Here is an 11341-nt window from a genome sequence, read left to right as displayed (position 1 = left end):
CCCCCCCCCGGGCGAGGTCTTCCCCCGCCGCAAGCCACCCCAGCCCCCCTCCAACCCCTCACAGCAACTCGCGGCCGTCTGACCCTCCGCTCCCGCTCGCCCCGCAAGGCCCGCCCCGAACAAACCCCCCAACCCCCCACCACTACCCTGGACCCATGGACTACGTCTCCGCGCTTCTCCCCCCGGTCGTCATGGCCGTGTTCTTCATCGGCGTGATCCGGGTGATCGTGAAGTCCCAGGGCGGCGCCAACAAGGCCAAGGAGGACGCGGCCGTCGACGCCGCCCTCACCCGCGCGGAGGGCACCCGCCAGCCCTCCGCCACCACCCCCGAAGCCTGACAACGGGCGGCCTCGACGCGCCTGGACGCGTCAGGCATATGCCCTTTTTGTCCCCATTCGCCAAAAAAATGGCCACCCAGCACGCCATAACCCAGATCTCCCACTATTGTGCTGAACTGTGCCTCGCCCATTGGGAGAACTCGAAGACGCGGTCATGACGCGGGTGTGGAAGTGGAACCGCCCGGTGACCGTTCGAGAAGTCCTGGAAGATCTTCAGCAGGAACGGTCCATCGCCTACACCACGGTGATGACCGTTTTGGACAATCTCCACCAGAAGGGCTGGGTGCGCCGCGAGGCGGAAGGCCGGGCCTATCGATATGAGGCGGTCTCCACCCGGGCCGCCTACGCCGCCGCCCTGATGAACGACGCCTGGTCGCAGAGTGACAACCCCGCCGCCGCACTCGTCGCCTTCTTCGGCATGATGAGCGAGGAACAACGCCAGGCCCTGCGGGACGCGGCCCGCATCGTAGGCATCCCGGAATCCCCAGAACCCGAACCGAAGCCCCGCACCCACCCCGATACCCAGGTCGAGAACCCCGCCGCGAACCCCAACGAGAACCCCACCGACAACCCCACCCAGAACCCCGGCTCCGCCCCGGAGGCCCCCGGACGATAGCGTCCGCTCATGTCCGCAGAGAGTCCCTCCGCCGAGAACCCCGAAGTCACCGCTAAAGCCATCACCGTCCGCCGGGCCCGGACCAGCGATGTCCCCGCCGTCCGCCGACTCCTCGACGCCTACGTCCGCGACGGCATCCTGCTCGACAAAGCCACGGTGACGCTTTACGAGGACATCCAGGAGTTCTGGGTCGCGGAACGTGACGACAACGCCGAGGTCGTCGGCTGCGGCGCCCTGCACGTGATGTGGGAAGACCTCGCGGAAGTGCGCACTCTCGCCGTGAAGCCCGGCCTCAAGGGCGCCGGCGTCGGCCATCAGTTGCTGGAGAAGTTGCTGCAGACCGCACGCTGGCTGGGTGTTCGCCGGGTTTTCTGTCTGACCTTCGAAGTCGACTTCTTCGGCAGCCACGGCTTCGTGGAGATCGGCGAGACACCGGTCGACACGGATGTCTACGCGGAGCTGCTGCGTTCCTATGACGAGGGCGTCGCGGAGTTCCTGGGTCTCGAACGAGTGAAACCGAACACCTTGGGCAACAGCCGGATGCTTCTGCATCTGTGATCGCCAAGGCTATTGCCCAAGTTCCCTATGTCCGAAACGCGCATGTTTCCGGGCGGGGACCGTCAGCCGGCCTCTCCCGGGGGTTTGTGTTTTTCCAGCAAAAGCGGTTTGCTTTCCGACGTACTGCAGTACTGCATATAACAGGGGGCGGCGAAACGGCGGACGCCGCAGACCCCCGGCCCTCAACGTTATCGATGAAAGGAAATCCGGTGGCACAGAAGGTTCAGGTCCTTCTTGTCGACGACCTCGACGGCGGCGAGGCGGACGAGACGGTGACGTTCGCGCTGGACGGTAAGACGTACGAGATCGATCTCACGACCACCAATGCGGACAAGTTGCGCAGCCTTCTTGAGCCCTATGTGAAGGGCGGTCGGCGTACTGGTGGCCGTGCTTCCGGTGGGCGTGGAAAGGCGCGTGCCGCGTCCGGCGGCAGCCAGGACACCGCTGCGATCCGTGCGTGGGCGAAGGAGAACGGTTACGAGGTCAACGACCGTGGCCGTGTTCCCGCGTCCATTCGTGAGGCTTACGAGAAGGCCAACGCCTGAGCGCACGCGCGTCGCAGCCGGATTCGGTGGCAGTGAGTCGCCACCGTGTCCACGAGCCGTACGAGATCGGGGGCGCCCCCAACGCCCCCCATGGCCGACAACGTCGGCAGCGAGGCCTCGACCTCGCACCCCGGTTCGGGGGGCCGCAGCCACACGGCGGCCCCCTGAAGAGAACGGCCCTCTCCGGCGCAGCGCCCCGCGGCGACCGCTGGCAGGACGGGAGCCTCCATCACGCCGCTCCCGCCGTCCCCGCCGATGACCCGCAGATCCAGCGGCAGGCCGCCCCACTCCAGCCAGTCCAGCACCCCCGGCAGCTCGTCCGCGCTTCCCGGCGCCACCAGCAGCCGCATCCGGTCACCGTGGACGGCCACCGGGGAGCCCGGAACAAGGTGCCGCAGGCCCGCGAGGCCCGCCTCGGCCGGTACGTCCAGGACATCGAAGCGGGCGCCCACCGACAGGTGGAGCGGGGTGCCCGGCACGGTCGGCCAGCCCAGTTCGTGCTCGTACCACCGCCTGACCCGATCGCCCGGATCAAGGGGGGCCCGTGGGAGCGGGACCGAGGGCATCGCGCCAACCATGCCAAGCGCAACCGTCAAAACGGCGTTCGAGTTACGCTGGGTGTTCCTGCTGATGCATAGAGTGGCGAAAGAGGGGGCGTGTGGGGCGCGGGGTGGCGCAAGGTTGTTCGCCCGTAGCGGAGGGAACGGGGGCGCGCGGCATGGACTGTCAGTGCCGGCGGGTAAGACATCCCTAGTGGGAGGGGGCGACACGCAGGAAAGGCCGTCTCACGTTCGCCATGGGCGTACTGATGGTGAGGGTAACTGCCTGGCCTGCGGGAACATCGTCTCGCACCATCGGGTTGGAGCAGATGTCGGCGTTAGCGGGGTCAGGAGGCCATCGACGGTGTCGGCAGTTGGAATGAGCGGTCCCCGCTTGCGGGACTAAGCTGCGGAAGGACAGGGAGGGGAAGTTCCCCCCACTGCCTGACCGCTCTGAGGAGCGATTAACGATGTTCGAGAGGTTCACCGACCGCGCGCGGCGGGTTGTCGTCCTGGCTCAGGAAGAAGCCCGGATGCTCAACCACAACTACATCGGCACCGAGCACATCCTCCTGGGCCTGATCCACGAGGGTGAGGGTGTCGCCGCCAAGGCCCTTGAGAGCCTCGGGATTTCGCTCGAGGCGGTCCGCCAGCAGGTGGAGGAGATCATCGGCCAGGGCCAGCAGGCGCCCTCGGGCCACATTCCCTTCACCCCCCGTGCCAAGAAGGTCCTGGAGCTGTCGCTCCGCGAGGCGCTTCAGCTGGGCCACAACTACATCGGCACGGAGCACATCCTGCTCGGCCTGATCCGTGAGGGCGAGGGCGTCGCCGCCCAGGTCCTAGTCAAGCTGGGCGCAGATCTGAACCGCGTGCGGCAGCAGGTGATCCAGCTGCTCTCCGGTTACCAGGGCAAGGAGACCGCCACCGCCGGCGGTCCTGCCGAGGGCACCCCCTCCACGTCCCTGGTCCTCGACCAGTTCGGCCGGAACCTCACCCAGGCCGCTCGTGAGTCCAAGCTCGACCCGGTCATCGGGCGCGAGAAGGAGATCGAGCGGGTCATGCAGGTGCTGTCCCGCCGTACCAAGAACAACCCGGTGCTGATCGGTGAGCCCGGCGTCGGCAAGACCGCCGTCGTCGAGGGCCTCGCCCAGGCCATCGTCAAGGGCGAGGTGCCCGAGACGCTGAAGGACAAGCACCTCTACACCCTGGACCTCGGCGCCCTGGTCGCCGGCTCCCGCTACCGCGGTGACTTCGAGGAGCGCCTGAAGAAGGTGCTCAAGGAGATCCGCACCCGCGGCGACATCATCCTGTTCATCGACGAGCTGCACACGCTGGTCGGTGCGGGTGCCGCCGAGGGCGCCATCGACGCGGCTTCCATCCTGAAGCCGATGCTGGCCCGCGGTGAGCTGCAGACCATCGGTGCGACCACGCTGGACGAGTACCGCAAGCACCTGGAGAAGGACGCGGCCCTGGAGCGCCGCTTCCAGCCGATCCAGGTCGCGGAGCCGTCCCTGCCGCACACGATCGAGATCCTCAAGGGCCTGCGCGACCGGTACGAGGCGCACCACCGCGTCTCGATCACCGACGAGGCGCTGGTCCAGGCCGCCACCCTGGCCGACCGGTACATCTCGGACCGCTTCCTGCCGGACAAGGCGATCGACCTGATTGACGAGGCCGGTTCCCGGATGCGGATCCGCCGGATGACCGCGCCGCCGGACCTGCGCGAGTTCGACGAGAAGATCGCCGCCGTCCGCCGGGACAAGGAGTCCGCGATCGACTCGCAGGACTTCGAGAAGGCCGCCTCCCTGCGCGACAAGGAGAAGCAGCTCCTGGCCGCCAAGGCCAAGCGGGAGAAGGAGTGGAAGGCCGGCGACATGGACGTCGTCGCCGAGGTCGACGGCGAGCTGATCGCCGAGGTCCTCGCCACGGCCACCGGCATCCCGGTCTTCAAGCTGACCGAGGAGGAGTCCAGCCGACTGCTCCGCATGGAGGACGAGCTCCACAAGCGGGTCATCGGCCAGAACGACGCCGTCAAGGCGCTGTCGAAGGCGATCCGCCGTACGCGTGCCGGTCTGAAGGACCCGAAGCGTCCGGGTGGTTCGTTCATCTTCGCCGGTCCGTCCGGTGTCGGTAAGACGGAACTCTCCAAGGCTCTGGCCGAGTTCCTCTTCGGTGACGAGGACGCGCTGATCTCCCTCGACATGTCGGAGTTCAGCGAGAAGCACACGGTCTCGCGTCTCTTCGGTTCGCCCCCCGGCTACGTGGGCTACGAGGAGGGCGGTCAGCTGACGGAGAAGGTGCGCCGCAAGCCGTTCTCGGTCGTCCTCTTCGACGAGGTCGAGAAGGCCCACCCGGACATCTTCAACTCGCTGCTGCAGATCCTGGAGGACGGTCGCCTGACCGACTCCCAGGGCCGGGTCGTGGACTTCAAGAACACGGTCATCATCATGACGACCAACCTCGGCACCCGGGACATCTCCAAGGGCTTCAACCTCGGCTTCGCCGCCGCGGGTGACACGAAGACCAACTACGAGCGCATGAAGAACAAGGTCTCGGACGAGCTGAAGCAGCACTTCCGGCCCGAGTTCCTCAACCGCGTCGACGACGTGGTGGTCTTCCCGCAGCTGACCCAGGCCGACATCCTGCGGATCGTCGACCTGATGATCGGCAAGGTGGACGAGCGCCTGAAGGACCGGGACATGGGCATCGAGCTCTCCCAGTCCGCCAAGGAACTGCTCGCGAAGAAGGGCTACGACCCCGTGCTCGGTGCGCGGCCGCTGCGCCGCACCATCCAGCGCGAGGTCGAGGACTCCCTCTCCGAGAAGATCCTCTTCGGCGAGCTGCGCCCCGGTCACATCGTGGTCGTGGACACCGAGGGCGAGGGCGAGACCAAGACCTTCACCTTCCGCGGTGAGGAGAAGTCGGCCCTGCCGGACGTCCCGCCGATCGAGCAGGCGGCCGGTGGAGCGGGTCCGAACCTGAGCAAGGACGCGTAACCGCTGCGCTCGGCTTGAACAGAGGGGCTGCCCCGGGACCAGGTCCCGGGGCAGCCCCTTTTTCTGGTTTCGGCTCAGGACAACTGGCCGTCGTAGTCCGGCAGCTTGTACGTCTTCTCGGCGTGGCCGCCCGACAGGTCGGTGGTGTTGTTGCCGATGTTGGCGATGATCGTGTAGCCCTTGGACTCGATGTCCACGCGCTGGGCGGTCTTGTAGGCGGCGACGTCCTTGAAGAGGTCGAAGAAGCCGCGGACGTAGAGGCCGTCGACCTCGTAGCCGACCTTCTCCAGGTTGTACTCGGTGGGCGCGTAGATGATGCCCGGGCGGGCGGTGACGAAGAAGATGTCGACGCCGTGCTCCTGGGCGTACTCGGCGACCTCCAGGACCGGCTTGTTGGCCGGCTGCGGGTAGCTGAAGCCGAAGTCGGTCTCCAGCGTGGTGTTGTCGATGTCGAAGACGATCGCCTGCTTCTCGCCCGGCTCGGTCTGGGCGATCCGCTGCTTCAGGTACGGCAGCGCCTGGTCCATCACGGCCTGGCAGTCCTTCTGCCAGGTGGCGTAGTCGACGTCCGCGGCGGTGGTGGCGGTGGTGGCCGCGGTGGTCGTGGTGGTGCTGGTCGCGGCCTCGGCGGGGGCGGCGATGGCCACGAGGGCGGCCGCGGCGACGGCGGTTGTGGCGGTGCGGCTCGCCCAGGGGCGTCTTCTCGTCATCTGGGGTCCCTTCACGTCCGTACGGTGTCCGTACGGTGACCGGCATGTCGTGTGCATGTTCGTGCGTGAGGGTGGCGCGAGAGGAACCGTAGGGTTACTGGACGGTAGGTGTACAGGGGTGTGCGTCACACCAGGACGCGCGTCCTCTTGATCACGGGCGGGACCGGGAGGTGGGCGAGGGCCTCTTCCGGGATGTCCGTGACCTCCGGTGCCAGGACGATCGTGACCGAGCGCAGGTCCGGGAACACGGCCGGGATCTCCGAAAGGTCCTCGGTGCCCTGGAAGTTGTTGAGGCGCAGGCCCGTGACACCTGGCAGGGGCGGCCCGTGCCAGCCGACGAGCCCCCAGTTGGTGCGCAGTTCGCGCAGTCGGGGCAGCCGAGCGATCTCCTCGTAGTCCTCCGGGGTGAGTTGGGTGGTCAGCTGCGCCAGGCTGAGCTGCCGTAGGGAGCCGAACCGGTGCAGTCCGCGCAGGCCGGTGTTCCGCAGGGCGTTCCTCGTGAAGCGCAGGTAGCGCAGGGGGAGGTCGCCGGGCACTGCCTCGTCCAGGGACTCGGCCTCCAGCAGGATGCCGAGGTCGAGTTGGTCCAGGGTCTGTGAGCCGGTGAGCCCGGACAGGGCTCCGGGCCGTTCGAGACCGGGGAGGAGTTCCAGTGAGAGCCAGGAAAGCGGCAGCCGGGCCAGCGGCGTCACGTCGGTGACGTGGGGGCATCTGCTGATGTCCAGGTAGGTGAGTCGGCGCATGGCCGACAGGCAGGTCAGGTCCCGCAGCAGGCCGTTGGCGCGGATGATCAGTTCGCCCGTGTCGGGCAGGAGGTCGGCGCTGATCTCGTCCGGCTCGATGTCACCGGCAAGCTGCAGCGACCGCCGACCGCCGAGTTCACGCAGGAAACGCAGGTGTTCCCTGGACTGTGCGGCGAAGAAGAGATCGTCCTTGTGCAACTGGGCGATGACCTCCGTGCCGTACCGCCAGGTCGGGAACCGGTACCAGGTCCACGAAAGTTGGGCGCGCACCGCGAGCGACCGGTGGGAGCGGAAGCGGGCGAGGACGGGCAGGGCGGCGTCCGTGCCGATGACCGATGCCGTGATGACGACCGCCCGCGCCTCCTCGTCGCTGAGTCCCTCCGGGCCGGGCAGCAGCTCCAGCGCGAGCCGGCCGACTGAGGCGAGGGCGCGGGCCTCCTCGGCGGTTCGGGGCGGGATCAGCGCCTCGGCCTGCCGCTCCACCTCGGCCCGCACCCCGGGATCCAGCTCCGTCGCATGCTCCAGCGAGGCCAGCGCAAGCAGCCGTACCCGCGCACGAGCCGCGCCATCCAGTCGGTCCGCCGATGCCACCAACTCCCGTAGCAGCTCCGCCCGTTCCTGCGGCCGCGCATGCGCCACCGCCATCCGGATCACATCCGCCCACTGCTCGTCCGCCGCGCCCCGCACCAGCAGCCCGAAGTCCCCGTCCTCCACCGCCGCCTTCGCGCCCAGGTAGTCCTGGAAGGTGCGGTGGACGAACTCCACGGTGCCGGGGGACGGTTCGCGCAGCAGGCCACTGCGGACCAGCAGGTGCCGGAGGATCGACGGGGCGTCGCCCTGGGAGGCCGCAGCGGGGAGGGCGGGGAGGACGTCGGCGATGAGGCGCTCGGCCCGCTCGCGGTCCATCTCCGACTGGTTGTTGCGGATCAGCCAGTAGGCGAGCCGCTGGAGCAGCTGGATCTGGGGGAGTTCGGTGAGATGGATGCCGTCGGGGCCGGCCATGTCCCGTTCCTCGTCCCGGCGGGCCAGCAGCATCGACAGGGCGGCGTCGTACAGCTCCTGGCGGCCGTGCGGGAGATAGCCGCGCCGGTCCCGGTGCAGGGCGCAGATCAGGCCGCACATCAGGGGGTTGGTGGCCAGGCGGCCGAGGTCGGGCTTGGTGCGCACGGCGTCGAGGAGGCTGCGCTCGTAGGCGTCGAGGCGGTCGCGGTCCTCGGGGGTGTCGGCGCGGGCGGCCGTATGCCAGCGGGTGACGAAGGCGGCCACGTCGTCCGCGCTCATCGGGGCGAGCGCCAGCTCCGTGAAGCCCTCGGGGGCGAGCCAGTCCTCCCGTACGGCGGAGGGGCGGGAGGTGACCAGCCACTGGTTGCCGGGATAGACGTCCAGCAGGTCGCGCAGCCAGCGGCGGGTGCGTTCGCGCTCGCGTTCGGGGATTTCGTCGATGCCGTCCACCAGTAGCAGTCCCCGGCCCGCGCTGAGGACGTGGTCCGCCCAGCCGTCCGGCTGGCTCGCGTGGAAGGGGACGCGTACGGCGGACAGGAAGGCGTCGGGTGCGGGGAGGCCGTCGGGGCGGCGGACCAGGGTGCGCAGGAGGAGGACGAACGGGATGCGGTCGCCGCGCTCGCCCCGGGCGGCGGTGACCGCGAGCCACTGGACGAGCGTGGTCTTGCCGGAGCCGGCCACTCCGCGCAGCAGCACCCGGTCGTGCTCGGCGAAGGCCTGTTCGGCGGGGAGCGCGGTGGCGGCGGAGGCGATGCCGGGGCCGTCCGGGTCGGCCGCCTCGCCGTCGGCGGCCGGGCGCAGGGCCTGGAGGCTGAGGTAGGCGGCGTCGAGGGGCCAGCGGTCGGGGGAGTTGACCAGGTCGATGCCGTAGATGGTGAGATTGCCGTGCTTGGTGGTGACGTACGCCATATAGCGCTGTTCGAACGCGGAGTCGGAGGCCGGTGCGGTGCGGGCGAGCAGGGCGTCGACCTTGTCGATCAGCTCGCGCTGGCGGCGGGACTGTTCGACCAAGGTGCGGGGGACAAAGGTGGAGCGCTGGGTAAAGAAGTGCAGGATATGCAGGCACGCGGTGGTGAGCGTCCTGAAGTAGAACAGGGCCGCGTCGAGGGAGAGGTCGCGGTCCGGCTTGCCGCTCGCGGCGCGCAGATGTGCGGCCAGCGCCTCATGGCCGAGCTCCACCGCCTGTACGTCGGTCATGTCCAGCTCGCCGAGGGCGTACAGGGTGTCGGCGAGGGCGTGGACGACGGCCTCTTCCTCGTCCGCCGGCAACGCACGCTCCCCGGCGGCCTTCAGCGCCTGCCGCACCAGCTCGGCGGCCAGCCGTGCCAGGTCCTTGCGGTCGAGCTTCCGCTTCTCACCCCGGAACGAGACGTACGACGAGATCCGCACCGGCCGGTCCACCAGTCCGGCGCCCGCTCCCTCGGTCACGAACAGCTTCTTCACGAGCGGCGCGACCACGGCCGACGCCAGCCGTACGCCGATGACCGACGGTTCCACCCGGCCTCCCCCTGAGCCCTGTTGGCAGGAAACAGCAGAGTAGCGCCGGTCACATTCCGGGGTGGTTGGATCTTGCCCGCCGGTGACATGCCGCACAGGCGATTTGTCCGTTACTAGCTGGAATAGTGGAAAGGCTGATGCGGGCAAAACGGACTTTTATCTCGTAACTCAGCTATCGGGTTCGCGGACTTAGGTGCATTCACCCGGTATGAGGGTTCTGTCAAGAGTCCCCGAATTATGCAATGACATACTACCTTCCGTCGTAGATCACACGTTTTGGGCTTTATGGGTCCCCCGGGTACCAAGGGATGGCCCACCCGGCAGGTGCCTTTCGCGCCGAGTGGCTTCCCCGTCCCCGTCCCATGAGGTTCCGCATGTCCACGCGTGTCACGTCCCGTTCTTCCCGTACGTTCCAGCTCCGCACTCGCGCGGCCGTGCTGGCCGCCGGTGTCGGCGCCTCGGTCGTGCTGGGGGCCGGGGTCGCGGCCGCCGGCACTTCCACGGCCACTGCCACGACCGCCACCACTGGTGTCGCGCACGCCGTCGAGGCGCAGGCCGCGGCTCAGGCCAAGGCGGCCGAGGTCGCCGCGGCCAAGCAGGCGAACGCCAAGGTGGCTGCCAAGTCGGCCGCCGCCAAGAAGGCCGCCTCCTGGGTCAGCCCGGTCAAGGGCTACACGCTGAGCGCCAGCTACGCCCAGGCCGGCGGCATGTGGCAGTCCACCCACAGCGGGCAGGACTTCGCCGTGTCCAGCGGCACCAAGGTCGTGGCCGCGCACGGCGGCAAGGTCGTCAAGGCCGGCGGCAACGGCGCCGGTGACGGCCCCGCGTACGGCAACGCCGTCGTCATCAAGCACAGCAACGGGACCTTCTCGCAGTACGCCCACCTGTCCCGCGTCGATGTGAGGGTCGGCCAGATCGTCGCGACCGGCCAGCGCATCGCCCTGTCCGGCAACACCGGCAACTCCAGCGGCCCGCACCTGCACTTCGAGATCCGCACCACCGCCAACTACGGCACCGCGATAGACCCGGTCGCGTTCCTGCGGACCAAGGGCGTCAGGCTCTGACCGAATGTGACCTAGGACACGCCCTTGTGTGCCTGCGTCACCATGTCGATGGCGACCTCCAGGATGGCCTCGCGCTTGTCCTCGGGGTCGCCTTCGAGGTCCTGCATCACGAACACCATCCCGGCGTGCAGTGTGAAGATGGCGCTCGCGCAGCGGACCTGGTCGGCCAGGGTGGCGTCCGGGTCGATGATGATGTGGCGCAGGCCCTTCATGCGCTCCTTGAACAGATCGCCGATGCGCAAATCCCGTACCGTCGCCTGGTTCTCGTGCATGAAGCGGAACAACGGCGCCGCGGCGGCGAGGTGTTCGCTGTAGCGCCGTACGATCTGCTGCTTCGTCTCCAGGGTGCGCGGCTGATGGCGGCCCCACTCGATCAGTTCGTCGATCGGCTGCATCACATCGTCGAAGATGCTGACCAGGATCTCTTCCTTGGTCTTGAAGTGGTAGTAGAGCGCCGCCTTGGTGACGTCGAGGCGTTCGGCGATCTCGCGCAGGGACGTCTTCTCATAGCCCTGTTCGGCGAAGAGGTCCAGGGCCACGTCCTGGATGCGCTGGCGGGTGTCGCCGCGTCGCCGCTGCTTGGTGCCGTCCATCGCGCCGCCCGTCCTCCTGCTTTCCGGTAACTCCCTGGCCAAGAAGGCAATGTCCTGGCCAAGAAAAACTTACTTGACGCACGGCTAGTTTGCGAGCTACGTTTCATGGCGTAGCTAGCCGGGCGGCAAGTAAGGTGGGG

10 protein-coding genes are annotated in these 11341 nt (G+C 68.2%); 6 read left to right on the top strand and 4 right to left on the bottom strand.

What is annotated here, in order from left to right; translation table 11 throughout:
- Positions 1–155: 155 nt before the first annotated feature.
- The 4 genes from SSP24_RS36895 to SSP24_RS36880 all read left to right on the top strand — a co-directional run bounded on the left by SSP24_RS36895 (position 156) and on the right by SSP24_RS36880 (position 2057).
- A complete protein-coding gene (locus tag SSP24_RS36895; RefSeq protein ID WP_141314689.1) occupies positions 156–338 on the top strand; it encodes a hypothetical protein in 183 nt (60 codons plus the stop codon).
- 154 nt (positions 339–492) lie between these two features.
- Positions 493–954 carry a BlaI/MecI/CopY family transcriptional regulator gene (locus SSP24_RS36890; protein ID WP_229865844.1) on the top strand — a complete coding sequence of 154 codons (462 nt, stop codon included), beginning with the start codon at positions 493–495 and terminating at the stop codon, positions 952–954.
- A 9-nt stretch (positions 955–963) separates the two neighbouring features.
- Complete coding sequence (locus tag SSP24_RS36885; protein ID WP_141314685.1) at positions 964–1512, top strand: amino-acid N-acetyltransferase; 549 nt, start codon at positions 964–966, stop codon at positions 1510–1512.
- A gap of 209 nt (positions 1513–1721) precedes the next feature.
- Positions 1722–2057, top strand: coding sequence for a histone-like nucleoid-structuring protein Lsr2 (locus tag SSP24_RS36880; protein WP_141314683.1), 336 nt, complete (start codon positions 1722–1724; stop codon positions 2055–2057).
- Here the strand turns inward: SSP24_RS36880 and SSP24_RS36875 are convergent.
- Complete coding sequence (locus SSP24_RS36875) at positions 2036–2623, bottom strand: SCO3374 family protein (RefSeq protein ID WP_141314681.1); 588 nt, start codon at positions 2621–2623, stop codon at positions 2036–2038. The two genes, SSP24_RS36880 and SSP24_RS36875, sit on opposite strands and share 22 nt — an antisense overlap.
- 443 nt (positions 2624–3066) lie before the next feature.
- Here SSP24_RS36875 and SSP24_RS36865 point away from each other — a divergent pair, with 443 nt between their 5' ends.
- Positions 3067–5592 carry an ATP-dependent Clp protease ATP-binding subunit gene (locus SSP24_RS36865; RefSeq protein ID WP_141314679.1) on the top strand — a complete coding sequence of 842 codons (2526 nt, stop codon included), beginning with the start codon at positions 3067–3069 and terminating at the stop codon, positions 5590–5592.
- A 74-nt stretch (positions 5593–5666) separates the two neighbouring features.
- Here SSP24_RS36865 and SSP24_RS36860 read toward each other — a convergent pair whose 3' ends face one another.
- Positions 5667–6302, bottom strand: a complete 636-nt coding sequence (locus SSP24_RS36860) for an HAD family acid phosphatase (protein ID WP_141314677.1) — start codon at positions 6300–6302, stop codon at positions 5667–5669.
- Between the two features lie 125 nt (positions 6303–6427).
- Positions 6428–9544, bottom strand: coding sequence for an NACHT domain-containing protein (locus tag SSP24_RS36855; RefSeq protein WP_141314675.1), 3117 nt, complete (start codon positions 9542–9544; stop codon positions 6428–6430).
- A 374-nt stretch (positions 9545–9918) separates the two neighbouring features.
- On the opposite strand from SSP24_RS36855, the gene SSP24_RS36850 reads away from it, so the two are divergent.
- Complete coding sequence (locus SSP24_RS36850; RefSeq protein ID WP_141314673.1) at positions 9919–10608, top strand: M23 family metallopeptidase; 690 nt, start codon at positions 9919–9921, stop codon at positions 10606–10608.
- Positions 10609–10619: 11 nt separating this feature from the next.
- Here SSP24_RS36850 and SSP24_RS36845 read toward each other — a convergent pair whose 3' ends face one another.
- A complete protein-coding gene (locus tag SSP24_RS36845; RefSeq protein WP_141314671.1) occupies positions 10620–11201 on the bottom strand; it encodes a TetR/AcrR family transcriptional regulator in 582 nt (193 codons plus the stop codon).
- Positions 11202–11341: the final 140 nt, after the last annotated feature.

This window comes from Streptomyces spinoverrucosus, assembly GCF_006539505.1.
GTDB classification, from domain to species: domain Bacteria; phylum Actinomycetota; class Actinomycetes; order Streptomycetales; family Streptomycetaceae; genus Streptomyces; species Streptomyces spinoverrucosus.
The sequence above is the reverse complement of the archived record's forward strand: the minus strand, read 5'-3'. Positions and strand labels throughout refer to the sequence as shown.

Excerpts from the sequence above, each read along its gene's own strand:
- SSP24_RS36895 (WP_141314689.1), top strand. The coding sequence starts at position 156 with ATGGACTACGTCTCCGCGCTTCTCCCCCCGGTCGTCATGGCCGTGTTC.
- SSP24_RS36890 (WP_229865844.1), top strand. The coding sequence starts at position 493 with ATGACGCGGGTGTGGAAGTGGAACCGCCCGGTGACCGTTCGAGAAGTC.
- SSP24_RS36885 (WP_141314685.1), top strand. The coding sequence starts at position 964 with ATGTCCGCAGAGAGTCCCTCCGCCGAGAACCCCGAAGTCACCGCTAAA.
- SSP24_RS36875 (WP_141314681.1), bottom strand. The coding sequence starts at position 2,623 with ATGCCCTCGGTCCCGCTCCCACGGGCCCCCCTTGATCCGGGCGATCGG.
- SSP24_RS36865 (WP_141314679.1), top strand. The coding sequence starts at position 3,067 with ATGTTCGAGAGGTTCACCGACCGCGCGCGGCGGGTTGTCGTCCTGGCT.
- SSP24_RS36860 (WP_141314677.1), bottom strand. The coding sequence starts at position 6,302 with ATGACGAGAAGACGCCCCTGGGCGAGCCGCACCGCCACAACCGCCGTC.
- SSP24_RS36850 (WP_141314673.1), top strand. The coding sequence starts at position 9,919 with ATGTCCACGCGTGTCACGTCCCGTTCTTCCCGTACGTTCCAGCTCCGC.
- SSP24_RS36845 (WP_141314671.1), bottom strand. The coding sequence starts at position 11,201 with ATGGACGGCACCAAGCAGCGGCGACGCGGCGACACCCGCCAGCGCATC.